The sequence below is a fragment of the Stenotrophomonas sp. PA-6-5C genome (assembly GCF_021605635.1).
Lineage (GTDB): Bacteria > Pseudomonadota > Gammaproteobacteria > Xanthomonadales > Xanthomonadaceae > Stenotrophomonas > Stenotrophomonas lactitubi.
Genome location: NZ_WKEE01000066.1, coordinates 11,836 through 27,368 on the forward strand (window position 1 = coordinate 11,836; position 15,533 = coordinate 27,368).

15 protein-coding genes are annotated in these 15,533 nt (G+C 66.0%); 5 read left to right on the forward strand and 10 right to left on the reverse strand.

Features of this window, described 5'->3' with window-relative positions; all coding sequences use genetic code 11:
- Positions 1-57: 57 nt before the first annotated feature.
- The 5 genes from GIW57_RS20920 to GIW57_RS20940 form a co-directional block, all read right to left on the reverse strand.
- A complete protein-coding gene (locus GIW57_RS20920) occupies positions 58-390 on the reverse strand; it encodes a hypothetical protein (protein ID WP_236512654.1) in 333 nt (110 codons plus the stop codon).
- Positions 390-737: a hypothetical protein gene (locus GIW57_RS20925; RefSeq protein WP_236512655.1), complete on the reverse strand. Its 348-nt coding sequence runs from the start codon at positions 735-737 to the stop codon at positions 390-392. Before GIW57_RS20925 ends, GIW57_RS20920 begins: the two co-directional genes overlap by 1 nt.
- Positions 734-1,564: a 3-deoxy-8-phosphooctulonate synthase gene (kdsA, locus tag GIW57_RS20930; protein WP_099820088.1), complete on the reverse strand. Its 831-nt coding sequence runs from the start codon at positions 1,562-1,564 to the stop codon at positions 734-736. The genes GIW57_RS20925 and kdsA overlap by 4 nt, the downstream gene beginning before the upstream one ends.
- A gap of 88 nt (positions 1,565-1,652) precedes the next feature.
- A complete protein-coding gene (locus tag GIW57_RS20935) occupies positions 1,653-3,317 on the reverse strand; it encodes a CTP synthase (protein WP_236512656.1) in 1,665 nt (554 codons plus the stop codon).
- 401 nt (positions 3,318-3,718) lie between these two features.
- Positions 3,719-3,952: a hypothetical protein gene (locus GIW57_RS20940; protein WP_089240228.1), complete on the reverse strand. Its 234-nt coding sequence runs from the start codon at positions 3,950-3,952 to the stop codon at positions 3,719-3,721.
- 160 nt (positions 3,953-4,112) lie between these two features.
- Here GIW57_RS20940 and parE point away from each other — a divergent pair, with 160 nt between their 5' ends.
- The 3 genes from parE (at position 4,113) to GIW57_RS20955 (ending at position 8,329) form a co-directional block, all read left to right on the forward strand.
- Entirely contained in the window at positions 4,113-6,002 is a 1,890-nt protein-coding gene (parE, locus tag GIW57_RS20945; protein WP_236512657.1) for a DNA topoisomerase IV subunit B, read from the forward strand.
- Between the two features lie 153 nt (positions 6,003-6,155).
- Positions 6,156-6,734 (forward strand): GNAT family protein, encoded by a 579-nt coding sequence (locus GIW57_RS20950; RefSeq protein ID WP_100552132.1) that lies wholly within the window; start codon positions 6,156-6,158, stop codon positions 6,732-6,734.
- Positions 6,735-6,832: 98 nt separating this feature from the next.
- Positions 6,833-8,329 (forward strand): S10 family peptidase, encoded by a 1,497-nt coding sequence (locus GIW57_RS20955; RefSeq protein WP_089240223.1) that lies wholly within the window; start codon positions 6,833-6,835, stop codon positions 8,327-8,329.
- A 321-nt stretch (positions 8,330-8,650) separates the two neighbouring features.
- Here the strand turns inward: GIW57_RS20955 and GIW57_RS20960 are convergent, their stop codons facing one another.
- Complete coding sequence (locus GIW57_RS20960) at positions 8,651-9,772, reverse strand: inorganic phosphate transporter (protein WP_089240221.1); 1,122 nt, start codon at positions 9,770-9,772, stop codon at positions 8,651-8,653.
- A 13-nt stretch (positions 9,773-9,785) separates the two neighbouring features.
- The gene (locus GIW57_RS20965) at positions 9,786-10,412 is read right to left on the reverse strand and encodes a DUF47 family protein (protein WP_025878890.1); all 627 of its coding nucleotides are present in this window, start codon (positions 10,410-10,412) and stop codon (positions 9,786-9,788) included.
- Between the two features lie 292 nt (positions 10,413-10,704).
- Here GIW57_RS20965 and GIW57_RS20970 point away from each other — a divergent pair, with 292 nt between their 5' ends.
- Complete coding sequence (locus GIW57_RS20970) at positions 10,705-12,009, forward strand: hemolysin family protein (protein WP_032952108.1); 1,305 nt, start codon at positions 10,705-10,707, stop codon at positions 12,007-12,009.
- Positions 11,993-12,646 carry an exopolysaccharide biosynthesis protein gene (locus tag GIW57_RS20975; protein ID WP_176021110.1) on the forward strand — a complete coding sequence of 218 codons (654 nt, stop codon included), beginning with the start codon at positions 11,993-11,995 and terminating at the stop codon, positions 12,644-12,646. The genes GIW57_RS20970 and GIW57_RS20975 overlap by 17 nt, the downstream gene beginning before the upstream one ends.
- A 54-nt stretch (positions 12,647-12,700) precedes the next feature.
- On the opposite strand, the gene GIW57_RS20980 is transcribed toward GIW57_RS20975, so the two are convergent.
- From GIW57_RS20980 to GIW57_RS20990, 3 genes are all read right to left on the reverse strand, one after another.
- The gene (locus GIW57_RS20980; RefSeq protein ID WP_236512660.1) at positions 12,701-13,210 is read right to left on the reverse strand and encodes a pyridoxamine 5'-phosphate oxidase family protein; all 510 of its coding nucleotides are present in this window, start codon (positions 13,208-13,210) and stop codon (positions 12,701-12,703) included.
- 54 nt (positions 13,211-13,264) lie between these two features.
- Complete coding sequence (locus tag GIW57_RS20985) at positions 13,265-14,260, reverse strand: LLM class flavin-dependent oxidoreductase (protein ID WP_236512658.1); 996 nt, start codon at positions 14,258-14,260, stop codon at positions 13,265-13,267.
- Positions 14,261-14,451: 191 nt separating this feature from the next.
- Positions 14,452-15,219 (reverse strand): sulfurtransferase, encoded by a 768-nt coding sequence (locus tag GIW57_RS20990; RefSeq protein WP_236512659.1) that lies wholly within the window; start codon positions 15,217-15,219, stop codon positions 14,452-14,454.
- Positions 15,220-15,533: the final 314 nt, after the last annotated feature.

Consider the following 15,533-nt stretch of genomic DNA (forward strand, 5'->3'; position numbering starts at 1 on the left):
CGAATGCCGCGTGATTATCCCCGGCTACCCCTCACTTGCCAAATGGCCTGAGCGGCATCAGCCCCAACTGGACCCGATCACGATCATCACCAGCGACACCAGCATCACCAGAAGCGCACCCGCGATGGCCGCGCACACCGGTCCGCGCCGCCGTCGCCAGGCCATCACCATCGCGCTCAGGCTGCTGGCAAAGGACAGCACCAGCGTGATCAGCGCGCCCAGCATCCAGTACTGCATGGCCTGCACGCCGTTGTTGCCATCCCCCGGGGGCCGGAAGCTGGCAGCGAAGGCCAGCACGCCAAGCAGCAAGGCGCACCAGGCGAGCACCGACAGCAACAGCGCGATCAGGCCCCAGGGCCGGCTGCGCGAGGATTCGGGCGTCGTATTCATCAAAGCAGATCGTGCAGCAGGATGCCCGCCCACAGCGACAGCAGGACCATCGCCAGTGCAGCGGTGACCCTGCCCCGGTTCAGACGCCAGCCGAGCACCGCGGCGCAAAACCCTGCGGAAATGGTCAGCACCTCGGCCACCGCCAGGGCAATGACGAAGGGCATCAGGTTCACTACCGGGCCGCCGGCGCTGGACGGGCGCATGCCGGCACCGAACAGCATGCCCATGGCGAATACGCCCGATACCGAGAGCAGGGCCAGACCGAGTGCGATCGGGCCCCACGGCCACTGCCGCCAGTGCCGGCGACGACGCTGGATCTCCAGCACCGCCCGCGGGTGCTGACTCACGCGAAGCGCGAGAAGCCGTGCTTCTTGGTCACCGCGTCAAGTTCCATCAGGGTCTCGAGCAGGGCTTCCATCTGGTCCAGCGGCCACGCATTGGGGCCATCGGACAACGCCTTGGACGGGTCCGGATGGGTTTCGGCGAACAGGCCGGAGATGCCCACGGCAACCGCGGCACGCGCCAGCACCGGCACATGCTCGCGCTGGCCGCCGGAACTGGTGCCCTGCCCGCCCGGCAACTGCACCGAATGGGTGGCATCGAACACCACCGGGCAGCCGGTATCGCGCATCACCGCCAGCGAACGCATGTCGCTGACCAGGTTGTTGTAACCGAAGCTGGCGCCACGCTCGCAGACCATGATCTGCTCGTTGCCGGTGGCCTTGGCCTTCTCGACGACAGGCTTCATGTCCCACGGCGCCAGGAACTGGCCCTTCTTGATGTTGACCGGCTTGCCGGCCGCGCACACCTTGCGGATGAAGTCGGTCTGGCGGACCAGGAACGCCGGGGTCTGCAGCACGTCCACCACCGAGGCCACTTCATCCATCGGGGTGTACTCGTGCACGTCGGTCAGCACCGGCACGCCGATCTGCTTCTTGACCTCGGCCAGCACCTTCAGGCCCTCTTCCATGCCCGGGCCACGGAAGGCCGTGCCGGAGGTGCGGTTGGCCTTGTCGAAGCTGGACTTGAAGATGAAGTTCACACCGAGCTTGTCGGTCACTTCCTTCAGCTTGCCGGCGGTATCCAGCTGCAGCTGCATCGACTCGATCACGCAGGGGCCGGCGATCAGGAACAGGGGCTGGTCCAGCCCGACCTCGAATCCACACAGTTTCATGGCGTTTCCTTGTTGTCCGCTACACCGGCAGTGCCGGTGCGCTGGGGTTGAAGCGAGCAAGATGGGGGCCGGCGGCCCCCATGACAAGTCAGGCGCGCACTTCCTGCAGCAGCTTGCCACCGGCCTTGCGCTCGCGCGCGGCACGGATGAAGCCGATGAACAGCGGGTGGCCATCACGCGGGGTGGACAGGAATTCCGGGTGCGCCTGGCAGGCCAGGAACCACGGATGCTGGTCGCGAGGCAGTTCAACCACTTCCACCAGGGTGTCATCCATCGACTTGCCGGCGATCACCAGGCCTGCGTCTTCCAGCTGGGTGCGGTAGCGGTTGTTGAACTCGTAGCGGTGGCGGTGGCGCTCGGCGACCACGTCCTTGCCGTACAGCTCGCGGGCCAGCGTGCCCGGCTTCAGGCGCTGCTCCTGCAGGCCCAGGCGCATGGTACCGCCCAGGTCGCTCTTGTCGTCACGCTTTTCCACGTCGCCGGTGGCGGTGCGCCACTCGGTGATCAGGCCGATCACCGGGTTCGGCGACTGGCGATCGTTCTCGGTGCTGTTGGCGTCTTCCAGGCCCACCACGTGGCGCGCGTAGTCGACCACGGCAGCCTGCATGCCGTAGCAGATGCCGAAGTACGGCACCTTCCGCTCACGGGCGTACTGCGAGGTGAGGACCTTGCCTTCGAAGCCACGGTCGCCGAAACCACCCGGCACCAGGATGCCGTCGACATCCGCCAGCGCGGACATGTCGCTGCCTTCCAGGTCCTGCGCTTCCAGCCACTTCAGGGTGACCTTGGTGCGCTGGCGCAGGCCACCGTGCTTGAGCGCCTCGCCGACCGACTTGTAGGCGTCCTGGTGGTCGATGTACTTGCCGACCACCGCGATGGTCACCGCATCCAGCGGATGCAGGGTGGCATCGACGGCGTCTTCCCACATCGACAGGTCGGCCGGGCCGGCCTTGTCCGCCAGCTTCAGCTGGTTGATGACGATCTCGTCCAGGCCCTGCGCGTGCAGGCCCATTGGAATGCGGTACAGCACATCGACGTCGGGGACGCTGATCACCGCGCGCTCGGAGACGTTGGTGAACTGGGCGATCTTGCGGCGCTCCGAATCCGGTACCGGCTGTTCCGAACGGCACAGCAGCACGTCCGGCTGGATGCCGATCGAGCGCAGTTCCTTCACCGAGTGCTGGGTCGGCTTGGTCTTCAGTTCACCCGCGGCGGCGATGTACGGCACCAGGGTGAGGTGCATGAACAGTGCCTTTTCCGGGCCACGCTCGGTACGCACCTGGCGGATCGCCTCCAGGAACGGCAGCGACTCGATGTCGCCGACGGTGCCACCGATCTCCACCAGGGCCACGTCGAAGCCCTCGGTGGCTTCGTCCATGCAGCGACGGATCTCATCGGTGATGTGCGGAATGACCTGCACGGTCGCGCCCAGGTAGTCGCCGCGGCGCTCCTTGCGAATCACTTCTTCGTAGATGCGACCGGTGGTGACCGAGTTCTTGCGGCTCAGGCGGGTACGCACGAAGCGCTCGTAGTGGCCCAGGTCGAGATCGGTTTCGGCGCCGTCGTCGGTGACATACACCTCACCGTGCTGGAACGGGCTCATGGTGCCCGGATCGACGTTGATGTACGGATCGAGCTTCATCATCGTGACCTTCAGGCCACGCGCTTCGAGAATGGCGGCCAGTGACGCGGCGGCAATACCTTTGCCGAGCGAGGACACCACGCCGCCGGTTACGAAAATCAAGGGAGTCATGGCTGCAAGCATCCTGTCTGGAAATGGAAAACGGCAGCGCCACGCCTGCCCGGGGGGCGGGCGTGGAGCAGGAAGGGGGTTTTCCGGTTCGCCGGAGCAGCGAGGGAGGTGCGGGCCCGGCCAGCGCAATGCGCCAGCGGGGAACCACCCTGCGAGGTCGGGGCGGCCGTGCCGGTCACTTCGACCGTCACCTGCGACCCGCTTTGCTGGAGGCCACGCTTGGCCGTGCCAGCCCATTCGCAAATGGTGGACACGCACTTACTCCCGGAAAGCCATAGTTTACAGATAGATGGCCGCCAACCCAAGGGGCAGATGGCGCCATCGGCAAAAAGAAACGCCCCGCTGGGCGGGGCGTTCGAGGGGGAAACCCTTGTGGCAAGGGCCTCGGAGGGGCAGAAGAATTACTTCTTCTTGCGTGCCTCTTCCTCTTCTTCCTGCTGCGGCACCGGCTGGCCCTTGGCCTTCATCTCGGCATTGGCCTGCGCGCGGCGCTTGGCCTTGGCGTCGGCTTCGGACTGCGCCTTGTCGGCCTGGTCACCCTGCTGCGGAGCAGGCTGGCCGGCGTTCTGCGCCAGCACCATCGGCACTGCAACAGCGGCGGCAGCCAGGATCGCAATGGTCAGCAACTTCTTCATGGAGTCCTCCTCGCGGTATGGCTCGGATGTGGGGGGCGCCGGTGTTCGGTTCCAGCGGCTGCCATTTTACCCCCTCCCCGCCAACGAGGCTGAACCGCAGGCGTGCAAATTCCCGGTCCAGACCGCACACTTGCCCGTCGCTCCACGCTTTCGAAGACAGATGAACGCCCGCTATAACGCCGCCGATATTGAAGTCCTGTCCGGCCTTGACCCGGTCAAGCGCCGCCCCGGCATGTATACCGACACCGCGCGCCCGAACCACCTGGCGCAGGAAGTGATCGACAACTCGGTGGACGAGGCCCTCGCCGGCCATGCCCGCTCGATCGAGATCACCCTGTTCAAGGACGGCAGCGTGGAGGTCAGCGATGACGGCCGCGGCATGCCGGTGGACATCCATCCGGAAGAGAAGATCCCGGGCGTCGAGCTGATCCTTACCCGCCTGCATGCCGGCGGCAAGTTCAACAACAACAACTACACCTTCTCCGGCGGCCTGCATGGCGTCGGCGTCAGCGTGGTCAATGCGCTGTCGACCCTGGTGGAAATCCACATCAAGCGCGAAGGTGCCGAACACCGCATCACCTTCCGCAACGGCGACCGCGCCTCGCCGCTGGAAGTGGTCGGCACCGTCGGCAAGAAGAACACCGGTACCCGCCTGCGTTTCTGGCCGGACCCGAAGTACTTCGATACGCCCAAGTTCGCCGTGCGTGCGCTCAAGCACCTGCTGCGCGCCAAGGCCGTGCTGTGCCCGGGTCTGACCGTCAAGCTGACCGACGAAGCCACCGGTGAAGTCGATACCTGGTACTACGAGGACGGCCTGCGCGATTACCTGAAGGTGGAGCTGGGCGATCGCGAGATGCTGCCGGCCGAGCTGTTCGTCGGCAACCTGAAGAAAGACACCGAGATCGTGGACTGGGCCGTGGCCTGGCTGCCGGAAGGCGAGCTGGTGCAGGAAAGCTATGTCAACCTGATTCCCACCGCGCAGCACGGCACCCACGCCAACGGCCTGCGCACCGGCCTGACCGAAGCGCTGCGCGAGTTCTGCGACTTCCGCAACCTGCTGCCGCGTGGCGTCAAGCTGGCCCCGGAAGACGTGTGGGACCGCGTGTCGTTCGTGCTGTCGCTGAAGATGACCGACCCGCAGTTCAGCGGCCAGACCAAGGAACGCCTGTCTTCGCGCCAGGCCGCCGGTTTCGTCGAAGGCGCCGCGCACGATGCGTTCAGCCTGCTGCTGAACCAGAACGTGGAGCTGGGCGAAAAGATCGCGCAGATCGCCATCGAGCGCGCCAGCGCGCGCCTGAAGACCGAGAAGCTGGTTGTCCGCAAGAAGGTCACCCAGGGCCCTGCCCTGCCTGGCAAGCTGGCCGACTGCATCAGCCAGGACCTGTCGCGCACCGAACTGTTCCTGGTCGAGGGCGACTCGGCAGGCGGCAGCGCCAAGCAGGCCCGCGACAAGGACTTCCAGGCGATCCTGCCGCTGCGCGGCAAGATCCTCAACACCTGGGAAGTGTCCTCCAACAGCGTGCTGGCCTCGGAGGAAGTGCACAACCTGGCGGTGGCCATCGGCTGCGACCCGGGCAAGGAGGACATCAGCGGCCTGCGCTACGGCAAGGTGATCATCCTCGCCGACGCCGACTCGGACGGCCTGCATATCGCCACCCTGCTGACCGCACTGTTCCTGAAGCACTTCCCGGCGCTGGTCGATGCCGGCCACGTGTTCGTGGCGATGCCGCCGCTGTTCCGCATCGACGTGGGCAAGCAGGTGTTCTACGCCCTGGATGAGGAAGAAAAGCGCTCGATGCTGGACAAGATCGAACGCGAGAAGATCAAGGGCGCCATCAACGTGACCCGCTTCAAGGGCCTGGGCGAGATGAATCCGCCGCAGCTGCGCGAGTCCACCATCCACCCGGACACCCGTCGCCTGGTGCAGCTGACCGTCGACGATCGCGAGCAGACAAGCTCGCTGATGGACATGCTGCTGGCCAAGAAGCGCGCGTCCGATCGCAAGGGCTGGCTGGAGAGCAAGGGCGATCTGGCTTCGCTGGAAGCCTGACGCTCGCGGCCCTCCTGTAGAGCCGAGCCCACGCTCGGCTGCATTTCGCGCCGTGCCGGGCAGCCGAGCATCGGCTCGGCTCTACAGACATCACGCCCCCATCGGCAAACCCTGCAGGTCCATAATGCGCGCTCATCCGCGTGGACGACCCCATTGCCCGCCAACTCGCTGCTGTTTCCCGGGCTGCCGCTGCACAGCGCGCGCCTGGTGCTGAGCCCCATCCGCCGCGATGACGCCGCGGCCCTGTTCGCCCTGCAGTCCGATCCGGACGTGATGCACTGGTGGAACCACCCGGCATGGACGCGCCCGGCCGAAGCACGCGCGCAGATCGACGACGACCTGGCCGCACAGGCGACCGGCACGCAGTTGAAGCTGGCCCTTCGCGAATCGGTGGACGGCCCACTGCTGGGCATCTGCGTGGTGTTTGCGCTGGATCGCGACGCCGCCCGCGCCGAAATAGGCTATCTGCTGGCACCTGGGAGGCAGGGCCATGGCTACATGCATGAAGCGCTGCAGCGGGTGCTGGCCTATCTGTTCAACACCCTGCAACTGCATCGGGTGGAAGCCGAGATCGATCCACGCAACGAGGCCTCGGCACATGTGCTCGAACGCCTGGGTTTCCACCGCGAAGGCCTGCTGCGGCAGCGCTGGCGTATCCGCGGTGAACTGGCGGACTCGGCCGTGTATGGGCTGCTGGCCGACGACGCTGCGCCAGCTGCCACCTCGGCTTGACCGGATCAGGCCGCAACGCTGGCCCATGCCTTTGGACACATACGGCAGGCGGCACCCCGTCCTAGCATCGGGGTCCCTTCCGCTGCCGTTCCGGTGCCATGAAGTTCCTGCTGCACTCTGCCGCGCTCTGCGTCGGCCTGCTGATCGCCCCTGTCTGCGTACTGGCCGCTCCTGCTGCTGACAGCGCCTCCGAAACGAAAGAAGAAAAGACCGAGGCCGCTCCGCTACCGGCCGATGCGTCGGCTCGGCAGAGCATGCGCCTGGCGGGCCGCACCCTCGACTATACCGCCACCGTCGGCACGCTGCCGGTACGCGATGCGAAGGGCAAGGTGATCGCCGATGTGGTGTTCACCGCCTACACCATGCCGGGCAAGGACCGGCCGGTGACCTTCGCGCTCAATGGCGGCCCCGGCGCGTCGTCGGTGTACCTCAACCTGGGCGCCATCGGCCCGAAGGTGGTGACCTTCGGTTCGGAAGGCGACAGCGCATCGGCGCCGGCGAAGCTGCACGACAACCCCGGCACCTGGCTGGACTTCACCGACCTGGTGTTCATCGACCCGGTCGGCACCGGCTTCAGCCGTGCCCGCATCGGCGATGACGAAGCGAAGAAGCAGCTGTACAACCCCAGCGCCGACATCGAGTACCTGTCGCGCTCGATCTACGACTGGCTGCTGCGCAACCAGCGCATGGGCGCGCGCAAGTACCTGACCGGCGAGAGCTATGGCGGCTATCGTGGCCCGCGCATCACCCACTTCCTGCAGACCCGCCTGGGCGTGGCGATGAACGGCCTGGTGCTGGTGTCGCCGTACCTGAGCCCGACCCTGGAAGACAACGCCGATGTTTCGCCGATGGCGTGGATGCAGACCCTGCCCTCGATCGCGGCGGCGCACCTGGAGCGCCAGGGCAAGCTGACCGACGCGGCGATGCGCGAGGTAGTCGAGTACACCCGCGGCGACTACGCCACTGCGTTGATGAAGGGCCGCAGTGATCCGCAGGCGACCGAGGCGATGCTGCGCCGGGTCGCCGAGTTGACCGGCCTGGACCCGCAGTTCGTGCGCCGTGCTGGCGGTCGCCTGGAAACCCAGGCCTACCTGCGCGAGGTATTCCGCGACAAGGGAACGCTGGGCAGCCGCTACGATTCCAACGTCACTGCATTCGATCCGTTCCCGAACGATCCGGAGCAGCGCGCCAACGATCCGCTGCTGGACAGCATCATCGCGCCGACCACCACGGCGATGGTCGACTTCGTCACCCGCGAGGTCGGCTGGAAGGTGGATGCGCGCTACCAGGCGCTGAACTACGACGTGAACCGCCTGTGGGATCGCAATGGCGACCTGCGCGAGGGTGCGGTGACACAGCTGCGCCAGGCGGTGGCGATCGACCCGCACCTGCAGGTGCTGATCGTGCACGGCTGGAATGACCTGTCGTGCCCGTTCATGGGCTCGATCCTGACGGTGGACCAGATGCCGACGATGGGCAGCAACCCGGACCGCGTGCAGGTGCGCAGCTATCCGGGCGGGCACATGTTCTATAGCAGGGCTGACAGCCAGGCGGCGTTCCGCCGGGATGTGCAGGCGTTGTTCCAGCGTAATTGAGGGGTGTGTGGGCCGGGCCTGCGGCCCGGCACCCGCAGAATCAACGGCAACGGCAACGGCAACGTCCAAAGCCACGATACGTGGGATGGCGGGGTGGGCTGGGCTTGCAGGACACGCCGTAAACCCATCCTTGGGGGCTCGATGGCGCCATCCATGGCGCCAACGGTCCTGCAACCCCACCGCACCCCGCCACTGACAGGTTCCTGGCGCTCTTGGTAGGTGTCGACCTTGGTCGACACGATGGGTGCAGAAAAATGATCTGCCCATGAAAAAGCCCGCCGGAATCCGGCGGGCTTTTTGTTTGCAGCGTTGGCGTGGAACTCAGGCCCAGCCGAACAGCTCGAACAGCTTCAGGATCAGGTAGGCACAGCCGCCTGCCGCCGGGATGGTCAGGATCCAGGCCCAGACGATGCGCTCGATCACGCCCAGGCGCAGCGAACGCGGGTTCTTGGCGAAGCCGACGCCCATGATCGCGGTCGAGATGCTGTGGGTGGTCGACACCGGCATGCCGAAGTGGGCAGCCACGGTCAGCACGGTGGCCGAGCTGGTTTCCGCGGCGAAACCGTGGATCGGATGCAGCTTGACCATCTTGTGGCCCAGGGTCTTGATGATCTTCCAGCCGCCCGAGGCGGTACCGGCAGCCATCACCACGGCACAGGTCAGCACGATCCACATGGCGATGCCATCGCCGGCGTGCGCGTCCGGATGCATGAAGGCCAGCCACGACGGCAGGTCGTTCAACGCACCGGTCGCTTCGGCACCGATCAGGGTCATGGCGATGATGCCCATGGTCTTCTGCGCATCGTTGTGGCCGTGGGCGAAGCCCATGTAGGCCGCCGAGGCGATCTGCGCCTTGCCGAAGAACGCATTGACGATGCGCGGGCGTGCCAGTCGGCCGATCGCGCCGCCGATCTTGGCCAGGCCGGCAATCAGCGCCCACAGCAGCACCATCACCACGATGCCGAGCAGGAAGCCGGCAATCGGCGAGGTGATCATCGGCACGAACACCTTCCACAGCAGGCCCTTGTTCTGCGCCCAGCTGCCGAAGCGTTCCGACCAGATCAGCGCATCCCAGTTGTTGTGGGCTGCGGCCAGGCCGGCACCACACAGGCCGCCGATCAGCGCGTGCGAGGACGAGGACGGCAGGCCCTTCCACCACGTGATCAGGTTCCAGATGATGCCGCCCAGCAGCGCGCACAGGATCACCTGCGGGGTCACATCGACCACGTTGGTGTTGAGCAGGCCCGACGCGATGGTCAAGGCCACGGCGGTGCCGGTCAGCGCACCCAGCAGGTTCATGAACGCGGCGAGCATCACCGCCCAACCGGGCGAGAGCACCTTGGTCGCCACCACGGTGGCGATGGAGTTGGCGGTGTCGTGGAAGCCGTTGATGAACTCGAAAACGAGCGCGGCCAGGATCACCACCAGGACGAGGGTCAGCATGCTGTGGCGTCCGTCAGCTGTTCTTCAACACGATTTGGTACGCCACCACGCCGGCTTCGCGGCAGCGGTCGATGGCCTTTTCCAGGATCTCGAAGAATTCCTTCAGCAGGAACATCTGCAGGTTGTCCAGGCGACCGGAATAGATGTCGCGGTACAGCTCGAGCATCAGGCGGTCGGCCTCGTTTTCCAGCGAACGCAGGCGCTCGTTGAGCGCGGTCATCCGGTCCAGGTTCATGTGGCGCAGGTCGGCGACCATCTCCACCACCACGCCAGCAGCCTGCTCGAGCATCGCCGCGCGCGGCGCGAAGTCGATGTGCTCCAGGTGGGTCGTGGCCAGCGAATAGCGATCGGCGAACTTCTCGATCTGCTTGGGAATCTTGTACAGGGCCGAGCCCAGCGCTTCGATGTCTTCGCGCTCGATCGGGGTCATGAAGCTGTCCACCAGCGCCTGGCTGATCTTGTCCGAGGCCGCGCGTTCGCGCAGTCGGGCCAGCTTGAAGGCATCCAGGGCCGGCTGGCGATCGGCGTCGCGCAGCATCGAATGCAGTGCCTTGGCGGCATCGGAAGCCGCGACGGCAGCCTCATCAAGCAGGGTGTAGAACTGTTTGCCGGAACCGAAAATGGTCTGCAGAGAGAACATTGAGAAACCTGTCAGCCGTCGCGGGAAGGACGGCACCAGTGCGAATTATGACGGCTAGATGACCATCACGGGTATCCCTGCCCCCTTTTCGGGGCCGGGAGGCCCAAAACTGAACAGGCATTTGCCACCCAGCCACGACCCTTTGCTAAGATGCCAGCGCGCCTTCGGGCGCACCTTATGGACGACGACCCTTATCCCCCAGCGCCGCGCCGGACCCCGTTCCTGAGCGCCTGCCGCCATTGCAAGCACCCGCCCTCCCTGTCACCAACCGGGGACGATGCCCGTGTTTGAAATGATCCTGATTGTCTTCGCGCTCGTTCTGTTGAACGGCTTCTTTGCCATGTCCGAGATGTCGGTCATGACCTCGCGCAAGAGCCGGCTGAAGCAGCTGGCCGGCACCTCCAAGCGCGCGGCCAAGGCGCTGGAACTGTCGGAGAAGCCGGAAGCGTTCCTGTCCACCGTACAGATCGGCATCACCGTGATCGGCGTGCTGACCGGCTTCCTCGGCGGCGAAGCACTGGGCGAGGCCATCGGCGGCTGGATCCAGGGCCTGATGCCCGGCTTCGCCTACGCTGGCGGCATCGGCAAGGCCCTTGCCGTCACCTTCATCACCTTCATCACGCTGATCTTCGGCGAACTGGTGCCCAAGCGCCTGGCCCTGACCCGTTCAGAGGACATCGCCGGGCTGGTGGCGCTGCCGATGAGCTGGCTGGCCAAGCTGGCCTTCCCCTTCGTCTGGCTGCTGTCCAAGACCACCCAGCTGGTGCTGCGCCTGTTCGGCCTGGGCAAGGACGAGGTTGCGTCGGTCACCGAAGAGGAGATCCGCATGCTGGTGGCCGAGAGCCACGAGGCCGGCGTGATCGACAGCCACGAACGCGACATGATGAACCGCGTGATGCGTCTGGGCGACCGTACCGCCGACAGCCTGATGACCCCGCGCAACCGGATCGCCTGGCTGGACACGCTGGGCGGCCTGGACAAGAACCTGGAGATCATGGCCGAGCATGAGTTCTCGCGGTACCCGGTGTACCGCGACAACGACATGGACGTGGTCGGCGTGCTGGAGCTGAAATCGCTGGCCACGCGCATGGCGCGCGGCGACAACGCGCTGTTCCAGACCCTGCGCGAGCCGCTGTACGTCTCTGAATCCACCCATGCGATGAAGCTGCTGGAGATCTTCCGCGAAGAACAGCAGTCGATGGCGCTGGTGGTGGACGAGTACGGCGAGATCCAGGGCCTGGTGACCATCAGTGACCTGATGGGCGCGGTGGTCGGCCGCCTGCAGGCAACGGAAAATGCCGATGAAGACGCACTGGTGGTGACCCGTGAAGACGGCTCGCTGCTGGTGGATGGCTCGCTGCCGATCGAGGACCTGCGCGAACTGATCGGCAGCAACGACCTGCCCGACGCCGAGGATGGCGACTACTACACCCTGGCCGGCATGTGCATCCACTTCTTCGGCCGCATCCCGCACGCGGGCGAGTACTTCGACTGGGCCGGCTGGCGCTTCGAGGTGGTCGATCTGGACGGCGCGCGCGTGGACAAGCTGCTGCTTCGCACCCTGTCCGACGAGCAGGCCGATGAGCTCACCGCCTGAGTCCGGCCCCGGCGCTGCGCCGCCGGAGTACCGCAACGAGGGCATCCGTACCCTGCTGGCGATGTTCGCCTTCGGTGACCCAGCCCAGCACATGAAACTGGGGCAGATCCTGCAGGATCTGCAGCAGAGTGCCTTCGGTGTGTTCCTGTTCGTGGCCATCCTGCCCGCCTTCATCCCCATCCCGGGGCTGGGCGGCGCGGTCAGCGGGCCGCTGGTGATCCTGATCGGCCTGCAGATGCTGTTCTGCCTGCGCCGGCCCTGGCTGCCCGGCTTCATCGCCCGGCGTGGGCCCAAGCGCGGCACCATGCACCGGTTCCTGGACCGCATCGACGGTGCCCTGCGTCGGCTCGACCGCATGCTCAAGCCGCGCATGCCACAGCTGCTGACGCCTGCCCCCGCCCACGCCTTCAGCGGCCTGCTGCTGGTGCTGCTGGGCCTGCTGCTGTCGCTGCCGATTCCGTTCACCAACTATCTGTTCGGCTTCCAGCTGCTGCTGTTCGCGCTGGCGCTGCTGGAGCGCGACGGTGCGCTGATGTTGTTCAACTGGGTGGCTGCCGTGGTGGCGATCGCATTCTTTGGTTTCAGTTCCGGGCAACTGGTGGGTTACACCGTCGAACTGTTCCAGCGCTGGTTCTGAGCGCAGGCAATTTCCGGGCGCTTCCCATCCACGCCATGCGTGGATGGGGCAACCTCAACGCAGGTCGATGAAACCGTTGTCACCCAACTGTGCCGGCTCATCCTGCACGGCCGACAACACGAAACTGAGGGCCGAGCCCAGCAGCGTGCCCGGCCCGTCCCAGTATTCGGCGGTCTCCGCACGCACGTGGATCAACCGCAATTTCGGATCATCGGGACCACCGGGAAAGAACAGCTTCATCGCCGGCGACCACAGCTCTTCGACCTTGGCGCGGTCATCGACAATGCGCGCCACTCCCGCCACCGACACATACGTATTTTTCGACGGTGAGGCATAGGCCACGTTGACCCGCGGGTCGAGCGCGATCTCGGCCACCTTCGGGCTGTCGGCAGCGGTAGCGAACCACAGGTCGCCATCGAAGGCGACCTGCTGGGTGCCGAGCGGGCGGCTGTAGAGACGCCCGTCGACTCCGCGGGTGGTGAACATCGCCACCTCCACGTCCTTGATCAGTTCGGCCAGCTGGGCAATGTGTTCGGTGCGGGACTCGTCCATGGGGAACTCCAGAGAGGGGAACCCCATCAGACGCGTTCGCGCCGCAAATTGCCGTGACGCAATTGTTCAGCCCGCGTGGCGGGCGTGCCAGGCGTGCATCGCCAGCTCGAAAGAGCGCAGGCGCGCGCGGTGGTCGTACAGGTTGGCGGTAAGCATCAGTTCGTCGGGCTGGTGGCGCTCGACGAAGGCCGCGATACCGTCGGCCACCTGCTGCGGATCACCCAGCACCGTGCACGCCAGCGCCCGCTCCACGCCCAGCTTCTCGTGCGGCTCCCAGAACGATTCGATGTCATCGATCGGCGCCGGGATCTTGCCCGGACGGCCGCGACGCAGATTGACGAAGCTCTGCTGCTGGCTGGTGAACAGCCGGCGCGATTCGGCCTCGCTGTCACTGGCCACCACGTTCAATGCCAGCATCGCGTGCGGTTGTTTGAGCGTGGCCGAAGGACGGAATTCGCGGCGATACACCGCCAGCGCTTCATCCATGGAATCGGGCGCGAAGTGCGAGGCGAAGGCGTACGGCAGGCCCATCGAGGCGGCCATGCGCGCGCCGAACAGGCTGGAACCGAGGATCCAGGTCGGCACCCGCAGGCCGCCACCCGGTACCGCCTGCACCGCCTGCCCCGGCTGCACCGGTTCGAAGTAGTGCAGCAGTTCGCGCACGTCCTGCGGGAACTGGTCGGCGCTGTCGAAATAGCGGCGCAGGGCGCGCGCGGTCGGCTGGTCGGTACCAGGTGCGCGGCCCAGGCCCAGGTCGATACGATCCGGGTACAGCGAGGCCAGGGTGCCGAATTGCTCGGCCACCTGCAGCGGCGCATGGTTGGGCAGCATGATGCCGCCGGCGCCTACGCGGATGCGTTTGGTGCCACCAGCCACGTGGCCGATCAGCACCGCGGTGGCGGCACTGGCGATGCCAGGCATGTTGTGGTGTTCGGCCAGCCAGTAGCGGCGGTAGCCCAGTGCATCGGCATGCTGGGCCAGCTCGAGCATGTTGGCGAAGGCGGCAGTGGTATCGCTGCCCTCGCAGACCGGGGCCAGGTCGAGGATCGACAACGGGGTCATCAGGCGGTTTTCCGTTACAGGATCCCCTGTTGATGGGGTCGCCCTGCCCCGGCGGCCAGTGCCGGTAGCGGGACGCTGATTCCTGTGGGACGGATTCAGCGCCACCGGCCTGTGTAGAGCCGAGCCCACGCTCGGCTGCATTTCCCCGGTGCACAGCAGTCGAGCGTGGGCTCGGCTCTACACAAGGCGGGTCAGAACGCGCTGGGGCGCGGCGCGGCCAGCGGTTCGTCCACCAGCGGCTTCAGTTCGGCGTCCAGCGCCACGCGTTCGTCGAACACGAAGCAGCGGCCTTCGTAGCCCTCGCCGCCCACTTCCTCGAAGTAGCCGAGGATGCCGCCATCGAGCTGCAGCACATTGTCCATGCCGTCATTGAGCATCCACAGCGCTGCCTTCTCACAACGGATGCCGCCGGTGCAGAAACTCACCACGGTGCTGTCCTTCAGCGCCTCACGATGGGGTGCCAAGGCTTCGGGCAGATCGGTGAACTTGTGGATGGGCAGCACCAGCGCGTCCTTGAAGGTGCCGTACTCGATCTCCTGCAGGTTGCGCGTATCGAGCATCACCACGGGCTTGCCAGCATCATCGTGCCCCTGCCGCAGCCAGCGCTGCACGGTGGCGGGATCGATCGCCGGCGCGCGCGGGTAGTCCAGCGGCTGGCCATCGTCACGGCGGAAGCTGATGATCTCGTCCTTGACCTTGGCCTTCAGCCGCGCGAACGGCTGGTGCTTGCTGAAGCTGGTCTTGACCCGCATGTCGGCGAAGCGCGCATCCGCACGCAGTTCCGCGTAGAAGCCATCGATACCGGCCGGCGCCCCGGCCAGGAACAGGTTCAGCCCCTCGCCCGCCACCAGGATCGTGCCCTGCAGGCCGGACGCCTCGGCACGCGCCTGCAGCTGGTCGCACAGGGCCTGCGGAGCGTCGATGACGGCGAAATGATAGGCAGCGGTATTGGCGATCATCCCGCCATTTTACCGCCTGACCGTCCCCGTATCAGCCTCCACCGTTCATCCACGCATGGCGTGGATCTACCACAGTGTCGACCAAGGTCGACATCTACCGACAGCACCCGGAAACCGTCCAAGGCGGGGCGGTGTGGGCAGGCGGGACCGTTGGCGCCATGGATGGCGCCATCGAGCCCCCAAGGATGGGGCTACGGCGTGTCCCGCCTTCCCCCACCACCCCCCCCAATCACCGGAAACCCACTGTTTCTGTTTCCCTTGCCTCCGCGGGGGCCCGGGGCAAACCCGCCGAACAACCTTACCCCCGCCGCCGC

Excerpts from the sequence above, each read along its gene's own strand:
- GIW57_RS20920 (WP_236512654.1), bottom strand. The coding sequence starts at position 390 with ATGAATACGACGCCCGAATCCTCGCGCAGCCGGCCCTGGGGCCTGATC.
- GIW57_RS20970 (WP_032952108.1), top strand. The coding sequence starts at position 10,705 with ATGATCCTGATTGTCTTCGCGCTCGTTCTGTTGAACGGCTTCTTTGCC.
- kdsA (WP_099820088.1), bottom strand. The coding sequence starts at position 1,564 with ATGAAACTGTGTGGATTCGAGGTCGGGCTGGACCAGCCCCTGTTCCTG.
- GIW57_RS20960 (WP_089240221.1), bottom strand. The coding sequence starts at position 9,772 with ATGCTGACCCTCGTCCTGGTGGTGATCCTGGCCGCGCTCGTTTTCGAG.
- GIW57_RS20975 (WP_176021110.1), top strand. The coding sequence starts at position 11,993 with ATGAGCTCACCGCCTGAGTCCGGCCCCGGCGCTGCGCCGCCGGAGTAC.
- GIW57_RS20940 (WP_089240228.1), bottom strand. The coding sequence starts at position 3,952 with ATGAAGAAGTTGCTGACCATTGCGATCCTGGCTGCCGCCGCTGTTGCA.
- GIW57_RS20990 (WP_236512659.1), bottom strand. The coding sequence starts at position 15,219 with ATGATCGCCAATACCGCTGCCTATCATTTCGCCGTCATCGACGCTCCG.
- GIW57_RS20985 (WP_236512658.1), bottom strand. The coding sequence starts at position 14,260 with ATGACCCCGTTGTCGATCCTCGACCTGGCCCCGGTCTGCGAGGGCAGC.
- GIW57_RS20955 (WP_089240223.1), top strand. The coding sequence starts at position 6,833 with ATGAAGTTCCTGCTGCACTCTGCCGCGCTCTGCGTCGGCCTGCTGATC.
- GIW57_RS20965 (WP_025878890.1), bottom strand. The coding sequence starts at position 10,412 with ATGTTCTCTCTGCAGACCATTTTCGGTTCCGGCAAACAGTTCTACACC.
- parE (WP_236512657.1), top strand. The coding sequence starts at position 4,113 with ATGAACGCCCGCTATAACGCCGCCGATATTGAAGTCCTGTCCGGCCTT.
- GIW57_RS20935 (WP_236512656.1), bottom strand. The coding sequence starts at position 3,317 with ATGACTCCCTTGATTTTCGTAACCGGCGGCGTGGTGTCCTCGCTCGGC.